The organism is Paenarthrobacter sp. JL.01a (assembly GCF_025452095.1).
In the GTDB taxonomy this organism is placed as follows: Bacteria; Actinomycetota; Actinomycetes; order Actinomycetales; family Micrococcaceae; genus Arthrobacter.
Genome location: NZ_CP104877.1, coordinates 1,496,264 through 1,515,458 on the forward strand (window position 1 = coordinate 1,496,264; position 19,195 = coordinate 1,515,458).

The following is a 19,195-nucleotide window of genomic DNA, read 5'->3' on the forward strand; positions in this document are numbered from 1 at the left end:
AGATCATGGGGGATCTAGCAATAGATTTCTGTGGGGAATGGTACGAACCATCCGACGAGGACGTCTTTGACATCGGCCGCGAAGGCGATCTTGAAGTCGACGACAACCCGTACCTGCACCGTCGCTTCCTGCAGATCGCCCGCTACGACGGCATCTGGTGGTTGAGCAACGTTGGCAGCATGCTCTCGGCCACCATCGCGGACGGCTCGGGCGGCATGCAGGCGTGGCTTGCACCGGGCGCCAGGATTCCGTTGGTGTTCAGCCACACCAACGTCATCTTCACCGCCGGCCCCACCACGTACGAGTTCGCGGTGCACCTGAAGACGCCCTCTTTCCGGCACGAGGCCCGGGACGATGACCAGGCCGGCGATACCACCATCGGCCCCGTGGTCTTCACGGACTCGCAAAAGGCGCTGATCGTTGCCCTGGCCGAACCCATGCTGCGGCGGGAGGGGACCGGGTTCAGTGCGATTCCGTCCTCCGCGGAGGCCGCCAAGCGTCTGGGCTGGGCCCTCACCAGGTTCAACCGCAAGCTCGATAACGTCTGCGACAAACTGGACCGCGTGGGCGTTGTGGGCCTGCGCGGCGGAGCCGGAAAACTTGCCACCAACCGCCGGGCCCGCTTGGTGGAGCACGCCGTGACGTCCCACTTGGTAACCCCTGCTGACCTGCATCTTCTTGAGAAAATGAGTGGAGTCGACGAAGGATGAAGTTCCGCCTGACACTGCGGCGTGACCCTGCGGAAGCAAAGGACCTCGCCGTCACGGTGGATGGCCGCGCCACCGTGGCCGATATCGCCACCGAATTGTGGGCCGCCGACCCCGCACGAAAGGGGACCGAACCGCCGTCGAACCTGTCCATCAGCGTGGACGAAGCGTTCGTTGGCGGAGGCCTTTCCGGCCACGTCCTGCGGCCCACCGCCAACCTGCTGGAGTCCGGCCTTCGTCCGGGTTCGAAGGTTTCGCTGGCCCACGTCAGCGAGGAATTCGCCTCCACCGGCCACGGCGCCAACAGGGGACCTGCCGCGGCAACGTTGCGCGTCATGTCAGGGCCCGACGTCGGCCGCGAATTTTCGCTGCCGTTCGGCACCAGCTACATCGGCAGGGACCGGGACGCAGACATCCGCCTCTCGGATCCCCTCACCTCCAAGCGCCACGCCCGCATCACGGTGGGGGAGACGGTGGAAATCGTGGACACGAACTCCGCCAACGGCCTCCTCATGGACGGACTGCCGGTCACCCGGGCGACACTTGCTTCCTCTGACACCGTGACGCTGGGCGATACCACGGTGGGTGTCGTCTCCCTGTCCCGCAACCATGGTGGGGGGCCGTCCTCGCCGCTGGTTGACTTCAACCGTTCGCCGCGCGTCCTGCCACGGTTCGAATCACCCAAGCGGGTGCCGCCGGCTGGCCCCAAACGGCCTGAACACCAACCGTTCCCGTACATCATGTTGGTGGCGCCGCTGCTGATGGGCGGCGTTCTCTTCGCCGTGACGCAGAACCTGCTGTCCGTGCTGTTCATGGCCATGATGCCGTTGTTCATTGTGGGTCACTACGTGGACCACAAAATGCAAGGCAAGCGCCAGGCGAAGGAAGGCCACAAGCAGTTCAAGGCCTCCATGCTGGCCTTCCGCGAGGACATCGACAGGCAGCAGAACATCGAGCGGGCCGTCAGGTTGCAGGAAGCGCCGTCGGTGAGCGACACCGTGGACGCGATCTACAAACTGGGTCCTTTGTTGTGGACCAACCGCCCGGAACACCAGCACTTCCTGGGGGTGCGCTTCGGCCTGGGCTCCGCGCCCTCGCGCATCCCGTTCGATGAACCTGCGGCCAACGAGACAGAACCGCAGTACATGCGCGAAATCCAGGAATGCCTGCAGCAGGTCCGCGTGATCGACGGCGTGCCCATCGTGTCGCAGCTGCGCACCTCCGGTTCCTTCGGGGTCGCCGGCGACCGCAGCGTGGTCGATGATGTGGCCCGCGGCATGGTGCTCCAGTTGGTGGCCCTCCACTCGCCCGCGGAGGTGGTCCTTACGGCCCTGACATCGCCGCGTTCGCGTGAGCGCTGGGATTGGCTGCAGTGGCTCCCACATGTAGGTTCAGGCCACAGCCCCTTGTCCGGCGACCACCTTGCCGCCGGCCCGGGGGCGGGTGCTGCCTTGTTGTCCCGCCTGGAGAACCTCGTGGAAGAGCGCGAGTCCTTGTCCAAGGAGCCCGGCCCGCAGCCGCGTCCGGCCCTTAAGGACGAGAGTGCAGAGATTCCCTCCCCGGTGGTTCCGGCCGTTCTGGTCATCGTGGAGGATGACGCTCCGGTGGACCGCGGCCGCCTGACGCGGCTGGTCGAACGCGGGCCCGATTACGGTGTGCATGTCATGTGGGTGGCGGCGGATGTGCAGTCTTTGCCTGCCGCGTGCCGCGACTTCCTCTCCGTCGACGGCGACCACGGCACCACCACCGGCCAGGTCCGTTTGGGCCGCCACACCTACCCGGTGAGCTGCGAAAGCCTCGACGCCGACCTCGCCAGCCAGCTGGCGCGCATGATGTCGCCGCTGGTCGACGTCGGAAACCCGCTTGAGGACGACTCCGACTTGCCGCGCGCCGTCTCCTACGCCACGCTGATCGGCAAGGAATTGATGGACAACCCGCAGGCCGTGGCGGAGAGGTGGCAGGAAAACAACTCCGTCCACGCCACGGCGGTTCCCAACCGCAAGGACAACGGCAGCCTCCGTGCTCTGGTCGGTTCCAAGGGCGTGGAGCCGTTCTACCTCGACCTGAAGAACGAAGGCCCGCACGCTCTGGTGGGTGGAACCACCGGTGCCGGTAAATCCGAGTTCCTGCAGTCCTGGGTCATGGGCATGGCTGCTGCGTACAGCCCGGACCGCGTGAGTTTCCTTTTCGTGGACTACAAGGGCGGCGCGGCCTTTGCGGACTGCCTGCACCTGCCGCACACCGTGGGCCTGGTGACCGACTTGTCCCCGCACCTTGTCCGCAGGGCTTTGACCTCTTTGCGGGCCGAACTGCATTACCGTGAACGGCTCCTGAACCGGAAGAAAGCAAAGGACCTCCTGGCGCTCCAGCGCGAGGCCGATCCCGAGGCTCCGCCGTACCTGATCATCATCGTGGACGAATTCGCGGCCCTGGCCACCGAAGTTCCCGAGTTCGTTGACGGCGTCGTGGACGTCGCAGCCCGCGGCCGGTCCCTTGGCCTGCACCTCATCCTTGCCACCCAGCGCCCGGCCGGTGTCATCAAGGACAACCTGCGGGCAAACACCAATCTCCGTGTGGCCTTGCGCATGGCCGATGAAGTGGACGCCGTGGACATCCTCGGTGTCCCCACCGCGGCCTACTTCGATCCCTCCATCCCCGGCCGTGGAGCAGCCAAGACGGGTCCGGGCCGGATCCAGGGCTTCCAGACCGGCTATGCCGGTGGCTGGACCACGGAGAAGCCCCAGCGTCCCCGGATCGACATCGTGGAGATGGCGTTCGGCTCCGGAGCGGTGTGGGAGCCGCCGCTGGAGGCACAGGTGGAAGAAGAGCCTGCCGGGCCCAACGACATTGCCCGGATGACGGCCAACATCATCCGCGCCGCCGACGTCCTGTCCATTGAGCCGCCGCGGAAACCTTGGCTCAACGAACTCGCCCTGACCTACGATTTCTCCAAGCTCCCCAACCCGCGCACCGACGAACGGCTGCTGTTGGGCGTCGCCGACGACCCCGCCCACCAGGACCAGCCAACTGTGTTCTACGAACCGGACAAGGACGGCAACATGGCCGTCTACGGCACGGGTGGATCCGGCAAATCGGCAGCATTGCGGGGCATCGCCATTGCCGCGGCCGTCACTCCCCGCGGTGGTCCGGTGCACGTGTACGGCATCGACTGTGGCTCATCGGGCCTGAAGATGCTGGACGGACTTCCGCACGTCGGCGAAATCATCAACGGAGACGACGTCGAGCGCGTCGGCCGCCTGTTGCGCTGGCTCAAGGAAGTGGCCGACGACCGGGCGGCACGGTTCGCCGAAGTCCGTGCTTCCACCATTGTCGAGTACCGGAAACTGGCCAACCGGCCTGACGAAAAGCGCATCTTCGTCCTGGTGGACGGCATGTCATCTTTCCGTGAGGGCTATGAGTACAGCAACCTCTCAGCGCTGTGGGACATCTTCCTTACCCTGGCTACCGATGGTCGTCCCCTCGGCATCCACCTTGTCGTCAGCGGTGACCGCACCAACTCCGTACCGGCGTCGCTCCTTGCCTCCATCCAGAAGCGGCTGGTGCTCCGGCTCAGTTCCGAGGACGACTACATGACCATGGACGTCCCCAAGGACGTCCTCAGCGCCGCCTCGCCACCCGGGCGTGGCTTGCTCGACGGACTGGAAGTCCAACTCGCCGTCCTCGGCGGGAACTCCAACCTTGCCCTCCAGGCACGTGAAGTCGCCAAGCTGAGCCAGGCGATGGTCCGCCAGGGCCTGGAACAGGCTCCGCAGATCCAACGCCTGCCCGAGCTCGTGGACCTGGACATTTTGCCCACCGGTTCTGCCGACAACCCGGTAATTGGTGTCGACGACGAAACGCTGGGTTCCGCGGCCATTGCCGCCAAAGGCTCGCTCCTGTTGGCAGGTCCTCCGGGCTCCGGCCGGACCGTTGCGCTTGTCACCCTGGCGTACGCCTTGCGGCGCTCGAACCCGCGTACCGACCTGATTTACATCGGGTCCCGCCGCTCGGCCGTGGCCTCCTTGAACATCTGGAGCCGCTCCCTGGTAGGACCCGATGAGGTCTCCGACGTCATTGACGACCTCATCGACAAGGCCTCCGACAACCCGGGCAGCATGGCGATCTTCATCGAGGGTCTGACCGAGTTCACGGACACTCTCGCGGAGTCGGGAGTGGGCCGCCTGGTCACGGCAGCCATCAAGGCGGACCAGTGGGTGGTGGGCGAGTCCGAAACCTCCACCTGGTCCCAGGCCTGGTCCTTGGCGCAGCCCTTCAAGTCGGGACGCCGAGGTCTGTTGCTCAACCCCGGGGACGTGGAGGGCGACACCCTCCTTAATACCTCGCTGGGCCGCATCAGCAAGGACTTCATTCCAGGTCGTGGATACATTGTGGGCCGGGGCAAGGTCCGCAAACTGCAGATCGCCATGCCACCGGAAAACCGAAGCTAGGGAAGCTGGTGGGCCAGAATGTCGGTGCCTTGCGGCAAGATAGAGCTGTGAGCACACCAGAGAATCCGGATCCGGTCGACACCACAACCCAAGAGGCGGCTGCGGCCATCGCCGCAGAGGAGGGGACCCCGCCGTCGGGGTCCCTCAGGGAGGAATACGATGAACTGGCGGACCTCGTCCGCAAGTACCGGTATGCCTATTACCAGGAAGACTCGCCCACGGTTTCCGATGCCGAATTCGATGAACTCTACCGCCGGCTGGAAGAGCTCGAAGCCCTCCACCCGGAGCTGGTCACCAATGACTCGCCCACGCAGGAAGTAGGTGGCGAAGTCTCCTCGGCTTTCGCCGCGGTCGAACACCTGCAGCGGATGTACAGCCTGGACGATGTTTTCTCCTTGGAGGAGCTCGAGGCCTGGGTCCGCAAGGCTGAGGCGTCAGTGGCAAAGCTTGGGGACTCCGTTCCACCCATCGCGTGGCTGACGGAGCTGAAGATCGACGGACTTGCCGTGAACCTCCTGTACCGGGACGGCAAGCTCGTCCGGGCGGCCACGCGGGGGGACGGCACTACCGGCGAAGACATCACGCACAACGTGCTCACCATCAAAGAGATCCCACGGGAACTGAGTGGTTCAGGGTATCCGTCGGAGGTCGAAATCCGCGGGGAAGTGTTCATCCCTTCCAAGGCGTTCGTGGAGTTCAATGAGACTTTGGTGGCCGCAGGCAAGGCTCCGCTGGCCAACCCCCGCAACGCCGCTGCAGGTTCGCTGCGCCAGAAGGACCCCGCTGAAACTGCCAAGCGCCCCCTGAGCATGTACGTCCATGGCATCGGAGCCCGTGAGGGACTCGATGCCAAGAGCCAGTCCGAGACGTACAAGCTGCTGGAACAGTGGGGACTCCCGGTCAGCCCCTACCTCAAGGTTTTGGGAACCTTTGAGGAAGTCCTTGAGTTCATCGCTTACTATGGGGCGCACCGCCACGACCTTCAGCATGAGATTGACGGCATCGTGGTCAAGATCGATGACTTCGCCACCCAGCGCGCGCTGGGCTACACCTCACGCGTGCCCCGGTGGGCTGCTGCGTACAAGTACCCGCCGGAGGAAGTGCACACCAAACTCCTGGACATCGCCGTCAACGTCGGCCGGACGGGGCGCGTGACGCCTTTCGGTTTGATGGAGCCGGTGAAGGTCGCGGGTTCAACGGTGGGCATGGCCACCCTGCACAACCAGGACGTCGTCAAAGCCAAGGGCGTGATGATCGGCGACATTGTGATCCTTCGCAAGGCCGGCGATGTTATTCCGGAAATCGTGGGCCCGGTGCTGGCGCTGCGGGACAAACAGGATCCTCCGGTGCGCGAATTCGTGATGCCTACCGAATGCCCCTCCTGTGGAACTCCGCTGGCTCCGGCCAAGGAAAGCGATGTGGACATCCGTTGCCCCAACGCCAAATCCTGCCCCTCCCAGCTCCGTGAGCGTGTCTTCCACCTGGCCGGCCGCGGTGCGTTCGACATCGAGGCCCTGGGCTGGGAAGCTGCGATCGCGCTCACCCAGCCTGCCGAGCCTGAGATTCCGCCCCTCACCAGCGAGGCCCGGCTCTTCAGCCTGACGCGGGAGGACCTGCGGGATGTCCTGATCCGACGGGAAAAGCGGTCCAAGGGTGTTGGTACAGGCCAATACGAGCTCGTGCCGTACTTCTACACCAAGGGAACGGCGAAGTCGCCGTCCAAGCCCTCGGCCACCACGGAGAAACTCTTCGTGGAGCTGGAGAAGGCCAAGAAGCAGCCTCTGTGGCGGGTGCTGGTGGCGCTGTCCATCAGGCACGTAGGTCCCACGGCGTCACGGGCATTGGCGACGGCGTTCGGCACCATGGACGCCATCCGCAACGCTACTGAGGAGCAAATAGCGCACGTCGACGGCGTGGGGCCAACCATTGCAGCTGCCCTCAAAGAGTGGTTCGCAGTGGATTGGCACAACGAGATCGTGGACAGCTGGGCCGCGGCCGGGGTGAGGATGGAGGACGAGCGGGACACCTCCGTACCGCGGACCCTGGAGGGACTCACCGTCGTGGTCACGGGAACCCTGCCCAACTTCAGCCGTGATGAAGCGAAGGAAGCCATCATTATCCGCGGGGGCAAGGCCTCCGGCTCCGTTTCCAAGAACACCAGCTACCTGGTGGCAGGCGAGAGCGCCGGCACCAAGCTGGACAAGGCGGAACAACTGGGCGTCCCGGTATTGGACGAGGACGGCTTCCGTGAGCTTCTGGCCAATGGACCGGCAAAGACCGAAGCAGATACCGGGTCGGAAGAAGCTGCATCGGACACCGAGGCAGCAGCGGAGGCAGAATCGGAATGACGGAGGTCACTGAACTGCTTGCTGTCGCCAAACGTGCGGCGGCCGCAGGAGCCGCCGTACTGGCCCGGCGATCCGTCAGCGGTACAGCGGGCGACGGCTTGCAGACCACCAACAAGGGTGAGGCCGGCGATTGGGTCACTGCCTTTGACGTGGCTGCGGAGAACGCGGTCCGTGAAGCCATCCTGGCCGAGCGGCCGGGCGACACCATCACGGGGGAGGAACACGGGACCACGCGGCCAGCAAGCCCCTCGGGGTACCGCTGGTCCATTGACCCGCTGGATGGGACCACCAACTTCATCCGCAACATCGTCTACTACGCCACCTCTGTTGCGGTGGCGGATTCCGACGGCGTGTGGCTGGCCGGCGTAGTCCACGCACCGGCCTTGGGGCGTGTGTATTCGGCAGCCCGTGGCCAGGGAGCCCACCTGGAAACGGCAGGAGAAACCACTGCGCTGGTGGGTCCTGTTCCCGGGCGGACCGGGCTGATCCTTGCAACGGGATTCAGCTACGATCCCGGTACCAGGGCGGACCAGTCAGCGGGCCTGGCCCAGCTCATGGATGGTTTCGCCGATGTGCGCCGGCTGGGTTCTGCGGCCCTGGACCTTTGCCTGGTCGCTGACGGGACCTTTGACGCGTACGGTGAGCGTGGCTTGAACGAGCACGATTTCGCCGCAGGGGCCCTGATTGCGGAAGAGGCCGGCTGCTGGGTGCGAAGGCCCCGGTTGACCAGCCCCTTGGACGGTGGCCCGAGTACCGAGGACCGCCTCGCCGCCTGGATGTGTGCTGGAGCCCTGGAACTTTCCGGCAAATTCCCCTTGTGATCGGCAGCCCGTGATCAGGACGCTGGCCATTGCCAACTACCGTTCCATCCGGGACCTTGCCATCGAGCTCCACGGCCTGGACGTGGTGACCGGAGCCAACGGCAGTGGAAAGTCGTCGCTGTACCGTGCCTTGCGCTTGCTTGCCGAGTGCGGGGGAGGGGACTCGGGCAACGTCGTGGGCGCCCTGGCCCGGGATGGCGGTTTGGCGTCGACGCTCTGGGCTGGACCTGAGAACATCAGCGATGCCATGCGTCGAGGTGAGGTGCCTGTCCAAGGCACCGTCCGCAAGGCGTCCGTAAACCTGAAGCTGGGTTACTCGGGGGACAACTTCGGCTATCTGGTGGACCTTGGCATGCCCGTTCCGGGAGGGACGGGATTCGACCAGGAAACGGGCCGTCCCCGTCCTTCTGCGTTCGCGCTCGACCCCGAGATCAAACGGGAGCAGATCTTCTCAGGTCCGGTGGCCAGGCCTGGATCCTTGCTGGTGGACCGCAAAGGCGGTTTGGCCAAACTCCGCGGTGTCGATGGTGAGTGGACAGAACTGTCGCGGCGCCTGGATACCTTCCAAAGCATGCTCACGGAAGTTTCGGACGAGGACCGCGCGCCGGAGGTGTTGCGGGTGCGGGACTCCGTGCGGTCCTGGCGCTTCTATGACCACTTCCGCACGGACCCGGATGCTCCCGCACGTCAGGCGCAGATCGGGACCCGCACCCCGGTCCTGCACCATAGCGGCAGGGACCTGGCGGCCGCCCTCCAGACATTGCGGGAGGTGGGCTTCGAGAAAAAGCTGGATGCCGCCGTCGGACACGCCTTCCCGGGGAGCCGGCTGGACATCGCGGTCAACGACGGCAGGTTCAGCGTGGAGCTCAAACAGCCGGGCATGCTCAGGCCCATGAAAGCCGGCGAGCTCTCCGATGGAACGTTGCGGTTCCTGCTGCTTACTGCCGCCCTCCTGACTCCACGGCCCCCGGAACTCATGGTGCTGAACGAACCCGAGACCAGCCTCCATGTCGACCTGATGCCGGCGCTGGCCGGACTGATTGTCCAGGCCAGCGCCTACAGCCAGCTGATCGTGGTGACACATTCCGAAGCCCTGCTGAGGGCACTTCGGGAGACCGGGTCTGCCCATGAGCATGAGCTCTACAAGGAACTGGGTGAAACCAAGGTCAGAGGCCTCGGAGCGCTCGAGGGGCCATCGTGGAGCTGGCCCAAGCGCTGATCAACCCACCTGCGGGGTCGGCCTAGAAGGCAGAACCAATGGACGTCAGCTCCTGGGCGGCGCTTCCCGCATAGCGGTTCGCGGGCCGCTCAAGCCCGTAGTGCCCGCGCAGTGTGGTGGCCGTGTACTCGGTGCGGAAGAGGCCGCGCTGCTGCAGGATCGGCACCACCTGGTCCACGAAGATCTCCAGACCGGAAGGAAGAACGGGCGGCATGATGTTGAAGCCGTCAGCTGCCCCGGCCTGGAACCATTCCTGGATCGCGTCCGCCACTTGTTCCGGGGTGCCGGAGAACGTCCGGTGCCCACGGCCTCCACCCAGCCGCCCGATCAGCTGCCGGACGGTCAGCTGCTCACGGCGTGCCAGTTCAACGATCAGCGTGTAGCGGCTCTTGGCTCCCTCGATCTCGTCCTCGGAGGGCAGGTCCGCGGGAAGCTGCCGGTCCAGGGGCAGGTCTTCGGGTGCAAGCCGCAAGGTCCGGGCCAGCTGTTCGCGTGCGTACTCGGGCTTGATCAGTTCATCAAGCTCACGGTCCAGCCGAAGGGCTTCGGCCTCGGTCGAAGCGATAACAGGGACGATGCCGGGCAGGATCTTGATGCCTTCCGGGTCCCTGCCTGCGGCTGCCGTTCGTGCCTTCAAATCCGTGTAGAACTGCTGTGCGCCGGCCAAGGTCTGGTGGGCTGTAAAGACAGCTTCGGCATACTGGGCCGCAAGGTTCTTGCCGTTCTCCGAGGACCCGGCCTGGACGATCAAGGGGTGGCCCTGGGGTGAACGGGGAACGTTGAGGGGGCCGCGGACACGGAAGTGCTTTCCTTCGTGATCGATGACACGGATCTTTGTGTCGTCCCCCCAGACGCCTTCGGCCTTGTCCGCGAGGATGGCGTCATCCTCCCAGCTGTCCCAGAGCTTCTGTGCCACCTCGATGAACTCGGCGGCGCGTTCGTAGCGGACAGCGTGCGCCGGCTGGTCATCCACGCCGAAGTTACGCGCGGCGTCGGGTCCTGCGGTGGTCACGACGTTCCAGCCTGCGCGTCCTCCGCTGACCCAGTCCACGGAAGCGAAGCGGCGTGCCAGGTTGAAGGGGTCGTTGTACGTCGTGGAGGCAGTGGCGATCAGTCCGATCCTCTGGGTAGCGGTGGCGATCGCCGTCAGCAGGACAGTGGGTTCGAGCTTTCCGGCCGGACGCCGGCCCACCTCGCCAAAGAGGACGGGGGAGTCGGCGAAGAAAATGGAGTCCAGCTTCCCCCGTTCCGCGGTGCGGGCAAGGTGCTGGTAGTGCTCGATCTTGGTGGAAGCAAAAGGATCGCTTTCCGGTAGGCGCCACGAAGCCTCGTGGTGTCCGGTGCTCATGAGGAAGGCGTTGAGGTGCAGTTGGCGCTTTGGCGGGGTCATGATTTCTCCTGGGGTCGGGACGGTTCGGCGCGGGTGTGTGGCAACTTAAGCACGTCGTCGAAGACCACCGCCAGCATCCCGACATGTGGCCGAAACAGCGCGAAACCGGGGTTCACCGGACGCAATGGGACGGCATTCAACGCCACGGGAGGCAATAGGAAGCACACCGTCGGAGCTACCCAACCCGGCCCACCGCCGTCGGGCGTCTTGCCGGACTGGCCGCTGGTGCAGGTGATAGTTCCGTCACGGAACGGGGCTTTTGGCCACTGGGGCATCCACACTGCGACTACCATTGGTAGGTGCTTTCGCCGATTACCGTCCGTCCCGCCCTGCCTGAAGACTACGACGCCGTTGCCCGCATTACGCAGGACTCCTACGTGACGGCGGGGTACTACGGCGACGCCGACCACCCGTACCTGCAGAAGCTCCAGGACGTCGCCGGGCGGGCTGAACACGCAGAGATCCTCGTCGCGGAGCGCAACGGCCAGGTGATCGGATCTGTCACGGCAGCTCCGGCCGGCGGTGGGTTCTCCGACATTGGCCTGGCGGACGAGTTGGAATTGCGGACGCTCGTGGTGGATCCGGCCGTCCAGCGCTCAGGTGCGGGCCGCGCCTTGGTGCAGGCCGTCGTCGACCAGGCGAAGTCCATGGACGGTATCAACGCCGTATCGCTGACAACCGGGGCGACGTGGGAAAGTGCCAACGCGCTGTACAAGCGCACCGGCTTTGACCGCGCTCCGGAGCGTGACTGGTTCGTTCCCGGCACCGACATAAAACTGTTCGTTTACAGGCTCGAGCTCGGGCAGTCATAAAGTTTCCTTCGAAGCGCCGGCCACCGGGCCGGGCGCAACGACAGGAAGGCGCAGCATGCGCAAGACATTCGGCACCGGATCGGTCTGGGAACAGACCCTTGGCTACTCCCGCGCAGTCCAGGTGGACAACACCCTCTTCATTTCGGCAACGGCTGCCTCGGGACCTGACGGAATCGTCGGCGATGACTTTTACACGCAGACCAAGTACATCCTTGAAAAGCTCGGCGCCGTGCTGGAGGACGCCGGCTTCTCCTACGACGACGTGGTGCAGTCCAAGCTGTACCTGACGGACATCAGCAAGTGGGAAGACGCCGGACGCGCGCACGGAGAAGTCTTCGGCGAAATCCGCCCGACGCTGTCGCTGGTGCACGTGCTGCCGTTCCTTGATCCCCAGATGCTGGTGGAAATCGAGCTCGTGGCGCAGAAGTCCGCCTAATCCCTCACCACCCAACTGGGGGACAGCAGGTGCTCCACTGACCACTCATTGGAGCAGTTACTGTCACCTACTTGGGTCAGCCTGGGACGCCGTAGCGGTGTTCCGGGCGGCCGGTGCTTCCGTAGCGCAGCTGGATTTCGACGGCGCCATCATCAGCAAGCGAGGACAGGTACCTTTGCGCTGTGGCGCGGGAGACGCCCACCCGCTCAGCCACTTCTGCCGCCGAGTACTGATCGCCGGGGACCAGCGATTCGAGGACCGCCGCTTCGGTGGCGGAGCGCGGTTTGGCGGCGGGGGCCACGTCCCCGGGAATCAGGGAACGCTTGGCCCGCTCTATGGTGGTCTGGTCCACGGCAGTTTGCTGCCCGAGGATCCTCCGGTAGCGGGCATACGACCTGAGCTGCTGCGACAGGGACTCGGCGGTAAAGGGCTTGAGCAGGTAGCCCAACGCGCCCCTGCGCAGCGCAACCTTGATGGACTGGGCATCGGAAGCGGCAGTGAGCATCACTGCATCCACGTCCAATTGCCCCAGGAGATCCAGGCCGGAGCCATCCGGAAGGTAGACATCCAGCAGCACGAGATCGGGGCGCAGGCTATGGATGGCTTGCAGCGCCTGGGACACGGATCCGGCCGGTGCCAACGCCATGAAGCCCGCCACCGAGTCCACATACGCTGCGTGGAGCCTTGCCACGTGGAAGTCGTCATCCACGATCAGCACCCGCAAATCCTCAGCCATCGTTGTCCTCCGTCATTGTTGCGCCGGCATCCCTGTTACCGGGTGCGTCAGTGTCCATCACGCCGGGGATGCTGGCCATGAAGACTGCTCCCGGCCCTCCCATCGTGCCGGTTTCCAGGACGCGGACGTCACCGCCGCGTCGCCGCGCCAGCTGTCGCACCAGGGCCAGCCCCAATCCTTGTCCGGCACCCGGGCGCGACGTACGGTCCGCCGTCGTGAATCCTTCAGTGAAGACCTCTTTGGGGTCCAGTTCTCCCAAACCGTCGCCGGAGTCCGCCACCACGATGTGGAGCGCACCGCCGTCATGGCTTTGCTCGTCCAGCAGCTCAATGTCCACCCAGCGTTCATCGCCGGAACCGGCGACGGCGGCACTGACGGCGTTGTCGATCAGGTTGCCGAGCACTGTGGTCACGTCCTGGGGATCGGCCACGTGCCCACGGACCAGGGTTTCGGGGCCGACGCGCAGAGCCACGCCGCGTTCGGAAGCTTCGACTCCCTTGGCACCAATGAAGGCCTGCAGATAGGGATCCTGCAGGAGTTCGGCTTGCTCCACGGGAAACTTCAGGGGCCCGGTAGCCGAAATCCTGGCCAGGTACTCCTTGGCGGAATCGTACTGGCCGATGCTCATGAACCCGGCAATCGTGTGCAGCTGGTTGGCGAATTCGTGGCGCTGGGCCCGGAGCGCCGTGGACATGGTTCCCACGGCATCGAGCTGCTGCGTCAGTTGTTGTAGTTCCGTTCTGTCGCGCAGCATGACCACCCAGCCGAGGTCTTCCTTGCGGTGCCAGGCTTTGCGTGCGCTGGCTACCAGGACCCGACCGCCGGCCACGATTTCCACGGCTTCGGCGTCCTGGGCCGCGGGCTTGGTGAGCCGTTTGAGTTGTTCAGGGACGGCTGCGGAACTCCAGTGCCGGCCCGTGGCATCAGGCATGTCCAGGAGCCGGGAAGCGGCAGCGTTGAAGACGGAGATGCGACCGTCGGCAGCGATGCCGATCACGCCGTCGTCCACGCCTTGGAGGACCGCCACCTGATCATGGACCAGGGTGCTGATTTCTTCCGGCTCCAATCCGAGGGTGAGCCGCTGGAGTCGCCGCCGGAGCAGGAAGGAGGCCAGGACGCCGGCCAGCAGGGCCCCGCCGGCGGTGAGGGCGATGGGAGCGATGTCCCGGACCAGGCTTTCCGTCAGCGACTCCACGGAGTAACCAACGCTGACTTCGCCCACTATCGTCGTGGAGCCGGGGGAGTAGACCGGCACCTTGGCCCCGGCAGAAGGCCCCAGGGTGCCGGTATTGCGGGTGGTAATTTCTTCCCCGGCAAGGGCCACAGAAGGATCGGTGCTGACCCTCTCGCCGAGCCGGGCAAGGTCCGGGTGGGCGAGCCGCAGTCCGGTTTCGTCCGTGATGACAACGAAGAGTGCGCCGGTCCTGACCCGGGCCGCCTCCGCTGCGGCTTGAAGGGGGCCGGCCGCGAGGACATCAGGTGGCGGCGTGCCCTCCTCTTTGCTGATGGCCTGCACATCTGCACGGACATCCGGGTCGGCCGCTACTGTCCTTGCCAGCGTGAGGGCCTGGTTTTCGGCTTCGTCGCCTATGCGTTCATAGACCAGCCACGCGTGGACGATGCCGCTGAGCAGCACCACCAGCAGCACCACCCCGAGCTGAAGGAGAAGGGTTTGGGTGGAGAAACGCATGCTGACTCTGCTGTTACGGGGCACCGTCACTCCTTTCCTCCAGATCCATTGAAGCATTGAGCACAATGCGCAAAACGTTCGCAACGAGCAGTAGTCCGATCAATTCCCACAAACCCCTGCCCGTGACGGACGCCACCCTATTGTCTGTAGTGCGCATCACACCGACGTGGCGCCATTCACAGTAGTAAGGAGCCGGCCGTGCTGGTTTTGCTTGGATTCGCAATGATTGCGGTATTCATGGTCCTGATCATGACCAAAAAACTGACGCCAGTCCTGGCGTTGATCATCGTCCCCACCGTTTTCGGTCTCTTCGCCGGCGCCGGGCTCGGAATCGGGCCCATGGTCATGGATTCCATGAAGTCCATGACCTCCACGGCCGCGCTCCTCATGTTCGCGATCATCTACTTCGGGTTGATGATCGACGTCGGACTCTTTGATCCGCTGGTCAAGTTCATCCTCCGCAAGCTGGGCAACGACCCCGCCAAGGTTGTCCTGGGCACTGCGATCCTGGCTGCCGCTGTTTCCCTCGACGGCGACGGCTCCACCACCTTCATCCTCACCACGGCCGCCATGCTCCCTGTGTACCTGCGCCTGAAGATGAGCCCTGTGGTCCTCACCTGCGTGGCGGGCCTTGCCAACGGCACCATGAACATCCTGCCGTGGGGCGGACCCACCGCACGCGCCGCTACAGCACTGAAACTTGACGTCAACGACGTCTTCGTCCCGATGGTCCCCTCGCTCATTGTCGGCCTGATCGTTGTGCTGGTCTTCTCCTGGCTGCTCGGCCTGCAGGAACGCAACCGCCTCCGTACCGTGGCTCCCGGGATCTGGGGCGACGTCGCCGATCCTTCCGAGGCGTTCGACGGCGGCAACGGCCGCGGCGGTGCTGTTGCAGCCGGTTCCAGTGCCAGTGGATCCGGCAAGGGCGGTTCCCGCACCGCAGGCAAGCCGGGCACCGGCGGAGGCGCCGGCGTCGTGGTCCTGGAACGCACCGAAGAACTGGTGGACGAACACGACACCGCCATGGCCGACACCGCGCTGGACCCCAACCGCGCCACGCTGCGTCCCAAGCTGTTCTGGTTCAACCTGGCACTTACCGTTGCCGTCATGGTGACGCTCGTTGCCAACATCGTTCCGTTGCCGTTCGTCTTCATGGTCGGTTCGGCCATCGCGCTCCTGGTGAACTTCCCCAAGGTCAAGGACCAGGGTGCACAGCTGATTGCGCATGCGCCGTCGATCGTCGCCGTGGTCAGCATGGTCATGGCCGCCGCCGTCCTCACCGGCGTGCTGAACGGTACGGGCATGGTCAAGGCAATGTCCGAATGGCTGGTCCAGATCATTCCTGCGGACATGGGCCCGTTCATGGCGGTCATCACCGGCCTGCTGAGCATTCCCATGACGTTCTTCATGAGCAACGATGCCTTCTACTTCGGAGTACTGCCGGTCCTCAGTGAAACGGCCGCACACTACGGTGTCGGGGCGGCGGACATGGCCCGCGCGTCCATCACCGGGCAACCCTTCCACCTGCAGAGCCCGCTGGTTCCGGCCATTCTCCTGTTGGTCTCACTGGCCAAGGTTGAACTCGGCGACCACCACAAGAAAGTTCTTTGGCGCACCGCGGTCATCTCGATCGTCATGCTGGCCGTCGGTGTCCTGACGGGAGCCATCGGCATCGGCTGACAGCCTGCCGCCACCGCCGCGCGGGAACGCCCACGCGGCGGGAACACCACAGCCCATGATCAGCCTGCCGGGTTAGTTGCCTGGCAGGTCTGGTCATTTGCTGTTTGGCTGGGAATGCTTCCCTGGGCCGGAGCAGGGGCGGGCTTGTCGCCGGTGGCGAAGTCCTCCCCGGCGTAGAGCTGGACGCCCTCGATGCCGGTGACCTCCTGGATGCCGGTCGCCGGCAAGCCAAACAGGGCGGCGATATCGCTTGCCACGTCATCGAAACCGGCCTGGTAATAGACCATGGTCTGGGGCCGCGGCTGGGCCTGCAACCGGGTTGTCTTGGTGTAGCCGGCAGCAGCCAGGGTCGCAGCAATGGCGTTGCTGCGGCCCGTCACGGAGGTGCCGTTGGCGACGGAAACCGGCTGGAGTGCCTTGTCGAAGGACGGCTTGGCCGGGGCGCTGGATGCATCGGCCGGGGGAGTGGTGGCTCCCTGGCTGAGGTCCGCGCTGTGCTGGAGGGCAGAGAAAAGCTGGGAGGCCGCAGGCTCTGCCAACGCCAGCCTGTTGGGGTCCGAGGGCGCAGGAACCGTTGGGACAGTGATGAAGTTGACCTTGGCGGGGTCGATGTTCTTCAGCCGGTCCGCGATGGTCAGCAGGGCCGGAACAGAAGACAACCCTGTATCGACGGTGAGGTTGCTGGTCATGGTGTCCGCAATGTCCAGCACTTTTTGCGGGTTGGTCAGTGTCCCTTCGGACTTGAGCTTGCGGACCAGGGAACCCAGGAAGGCCTGCTGGGCCTGGATGCGGCCGAGGTCGCCACCGTCAGCGAAAGCGTGGCGGGTGCGCAGGAACGCAAGCGCCTGGTCACCTTGCACCTGGGAAGTTCCCTTGGGCAGCCGGAGCCCGGAGTCGGGATCGAAGACGGCGGAGTTGACGCATACGTCCACGCCTCCCACCTTGGTGGAGAGCTCCTTGACGGCATTGAAATCCGCCATCATGAAATGGTCGATCTCCAGGCCCGTGAGTTTGTTCACGGTATCCACCGCACAGCCGATGCCGGCTTCGGCCATGGCACTGTTGATCATGGCGTCCTCGCGGGCTGCATGTTGCTGGTTGGTGGCTTGGTCCTTGCATTCGGGAACGTCGACCATGAGGTCCCGGGGAAAGCTGATCACGTTGACGTTGTTGTTGTCCGCTGAGATATCCACCAGCATCATGACGTCGGATTGGCCGTAGCCGGATGACTGGTCAGCAGTACCGTACTGGCTGTTCTTGCCGCTGCGGGTGTCACTTCCCAGGACCAGGATCTGGAGCCGGTCCTTGCGGTCATCCACCGGACCCTCGGTGCGGGAACCTCCGGCACCCAGGGCGCTCGTGGAGATGTTGGACTGCAGCCGCCACAGCCAATACCCGCCGAAGCAGAGCACTCCAAGCAAGACTGCAGCTATGACGATGACGCCGAGCCTCAGCCAGCGGCGTCGTCTGCGCGGTGGTGTGCTGAGGCTGCCATCAACCAGCTTTCCCTGCCCGGGGTAGGCAGCAGCAGCTGGATCGGGTCGGTTGGGGTCGGGACTTTCGTGACGACCTTGCACGGGGCCGGCCTTTCCTAGGGGTCAGAAGCGGCTTATGTTACTGATCGAATCTGGGAACTTCCCCTACCAGCTTGCTGGATTATTATGGCCCGGTGCCGCCCCTTGAACTTCTTGGCAGCGCCTGGCGAATCGACTGGGCAGCCCTCGCAATGATCATCACGTTCGGCGTGCTCTATGGCCTTGGGATCAGGGCCGCCGCCGGGAAGGGCCGTCGCTGGCCGATCTGGCGGGCCATTGCCTTCTACGGTCCGGGCTTGGGTTCCATGGTCTTCCTCACCTGCGGCTTTACCGGCGTCTACAGCGCGGATCTCCGGTGGGCTTTCACGCTGAAGGTCTCGCTGCTGCTGTTCGTTGTGCCCCTCCTGCTGGGACTGGGCCGGCCCATCGCGCTGGCCCGCGCGGCCTTTTCCGGCAGGGGTGCGGAAGTGCTCAACGCCGTGCTGGCTCACCGTGTTGTGCGCTTCTTCAGCAATTCCCTGGCCGCCCCGCTGCTGGGGCTGGCGCTCTTTTCCACTTTCCTGACACCGGCGTTCCACGCATTGCGGGCCGATCCCTGGGCCGAGGCCCTGGTGACGGTCTGTGTTCCGTTGCTTGGCCTCCTGATGGCCTTGCCGATCATCGAAGAAGGCGATTTCCAGCGCTCCAGCGCCTACATCACCCTTGAGTTCGTCTTTGTTTTCATCGAGCTCCTGCTCGATGCCGTCCCGGGGATCCTCCTGCGCCTCAACGGCCAGGTGCTGGACCACGTCATGACCACCCAGGCCATGGCGCCGTGGTTCCCGGATCCGCTGCGCGACCAGCAACTGGCAGGGGACGCCCTGTGGTTCATCTGCGAAATCGTGGACCTGCCGCTGATCATCCTGATGTTCGTCCGGTTCGCCCGCAGCGACAAACGCGAGGCCCGTGGTTTCGATGAACTGACGGATGAACAACTGGAGGAACTGAACGCCCAGCACCTGAACCGGCGCTGAAGCCGGTTCGCAGCCAAGTAGACTGGTTCGGAAAACCAATTGAACTTTGCAGGGGAGATCCATGGCTGCGATCAACCGTGACGACGTCGCGCATCTTGCGCGTCTGGCTCACATTGAAATGAGTGCCGAAGAACTGGACAGGATGGCTGTTGAGCTTGCCGTCATCGTGGATTCGGTGAAGAGCGTGAGCGAGGCTGCCGGTGACGACGTCCCGGCCACATCCCACCCGATTCCGTTGACCAACGTGTTCCGCGAGGACGTCGTGGGGCACACGTTCACGGCAGAGCAGGCATTGTCCGGCGCACCGGACGCTTTCGAGAACCGTTTCAAGGTCCCGGCAATCCTGGATGAGGACTAGTC

14 protein-coding genes are annotated in these 19,195 nt (G+C 64.6%); 10 read left to right on the plus strand and 4 right to left on the minus strand.

Going from position 1 to position 19,195, the window contains the following annotated elements; all coding sequences use genetic code 11:
* Positions 1 to 5: 5 nt before the first annotated feature.
* From N5P29_RS07135 to N5P29_RS07155, 5 genes are read left to right on the plus strand one after another with little or no spacing between them, the layout of a single operon-like run.
* Complete coding sequence (locus N5P29_RS07135; protein WP_262277921.1) at positions 6 to 710, plus strand: hypothetical protein; 705 nt, start codon at positions 6 to 8, stop codon at positions 708 to 710.
* On the plus strand, positions 707 to 5,155 hold the full coding sequence (locus tag N5P29_RS07140) for a type VII secretion EssC family protein (RefSeq protein WP_262277922.1): 4,449 nt from the start codon (positions 707 to 709) through the stop codon (positions 5,153 to 5,155). Before N5P29_RS07135 ends, N5P29_RS07140 begins: the two co-directional genes overlap by 4 nt.
* A gap of 47 nt (positions 5,156 to 5,202) precedes the next feature.
* Complete coding sequence (gene ligA / locus N5P29_RS07145) at positions 5,203 to 7,503, plus strand: NAD-dependent DNA ligase LigA (protein WP_262277923.1); 2,301 nt, start codon at positions 5,203 to 5,205, stop codon at positions 7,501 to 7,503.
* Positions 7,500 to 8,324 carry an inositol monophosphatase family protein gene (locus N5P29_RS07150; protein ID WP_262277924.1) on the plus strand — a complete coding sequence of 275 codons (825 nt, stop codon included), beginning with the start codon at positions 7,500 to 7,502 and terminating at the stop codon, positions 8,322 to 8,324. The genes ligA and N5P29_RS07150 overlap by 4 nt, the downstream gene beginning before the upstream one ends.
* Before the next feature lie 10 nt (positions 8,325 to 8,334).
* Positions 8,335 to 9,543, plus strand: coding sequence for an AAA family ATPase (locus N5P29_RS07155; protein WP_262277925.1), 1,209 nt, complete (start codon positions 8,335 to 8,337; stop codon positions 9,541 to 9,543).
* Positions 9,544 to 9,565: 22 nt separating this feature from the next.
* Here the strand turns inward: N5P29_RS07155 and N5P29_RS07160 are convergent, their stop codons facing one another.
* On the minus strand, positions 9,566 to 10,933 hold the full coding sequence (locus N5P29_RS07160) for an LLM class flavin-dependent oxidoreductase (RefSeq protein WP_262277926.1): 1,368 nt from the start codon (positions 10,931 to 10,933) through the stop codon (positions 9,566 to 9,568).
* A gap of 299 nt (positions 10,934 to 11,232) precedes the next feature.
* On the opposite strand from N5P29_RS07160, the gene N5P29_RS07165 reads away from it, so the two are divergent.
* Together N5P29_RS07165 and N5P29_RS07170 are read left to right on the plus strand one after the other, a co-directional pair.
* Positions 11,233 to 11,745, plus strand: a complete 513-nt coding sequence (locus N5P29_RS07165; RefSeq protein ID WP_262277927.1) for a GNAT family N-acetyltransferase — start codon at positions 11,233 to 11,235, stop codon at positions 11,743 to 11,745.
* A gap of 55 nt (positions 11,746 to 11,800) precedes the next feature.
* A complete protein-coding gene (locus tag N5P29_RS07170) occupies positions 11,801 to 12,181 on the plus strand; it encodes a RidA family protein (protein WP_262277928.1) in 381 nt (126 codons plus the stop codon).
* 76 nt (positions 12,182 to 12,257) lie between these two features.
* Here N5P29_RS07170 and N5P29_RS07175 read toward each other — a convergent pair whose 3' ends face one another.
* Together N5P29_RS07175 and N5P29_RS07180 are read right to left on the minus strand one after the other, a co-directional pair.
* Positions 12,258 to 12,917, minus strand: a complete 660-nt coding sequence (locus N5P29_RS07175; RefSeq protein WP_262277929.1) for a response regulator — start codon at positions 12,915 to 12,917, stop codon at positions 12,258 to 12,260.
* A complete protein-coding gene (locus N5P29_RS07180; RefSeq protein WP_262277930.1) occupies positions 12,910 to 14,607 on the minus strand; it encodes a sensor histidine kinase in 1,698 nt (565 codons plus the stop codon). Before N5P29_RS07180 ends, N5P29_RS07175 begins: the two co-directional genes overlap by 8 nt.
* A 198-nt stretch (positions 14,608 to 14,805) precedes the next feature.
* On the opposite strand from N5P29_RS07180, the gene N5P29_RS07185 reads away from it, so the two are divergent.
* Positions 14,806 to 16,287 carry a CitMHS family transporter gene (locus N5P29_RS07185; protein ID WP_262277931.1) on the plus strand — a complete coding sequence of 494 codons (1,482 nt, stop codon included), beginning with the start codon at positions 14,806 to 14,808 and terminating at the stop codon, positions 16,285 to 16,287.
* Between the two features lie 59 nt (positions 16,288 to 16,346).
* Here N5P29_RS07185 and N5P29_RS07190 read toward each other — a convergent pair whose 3' ends face one another.
* The gene (locus N5P29_RS07190) at positions 16,347 to 17,864 is read right to left on the minus strand and encodes an LCP family protein (RefSeq protein WP_262277932.1); all 1,518 of its coding nucleotides are present in this window, start codon (positions 17,862 to 17,864) and stop codon (positions 16,347 to 16,349) included.
* 92 nt (positions 17,865 to 17,956) lie between these two features.
* Between N5P29_RS07190 and N5P29_RS07195 the strand changes: the two genes are divergently transcribed.
* Positions 17,957 to 18,835, plus strand: a complete 879-nt coding sequence (locus N5P29_RS07195; RefSeq protein ID WP_262277933.1) for a cytochrome c oxidase assembly protein — start codon at positions 17,957 to 17,959, stop codon at positions 18,833 to 18,835.
* Between the two features lie 61 nt (positions 18,836 to 18,896).
* Entirely contained in the window at positions 18,897 to 19,193 is a 297-nt protein-coding gene (gatC, locus tag N5P29_RS07200; RefSeq protein WP_018777425.1) for an Asp-tRNA(Asn)/Glu-tRNA(Gln) amidotransferase subunit GatC, read from the plus strand.
* Positions 19,194 to 19,195: the final 2 nt, after the last annotated feature.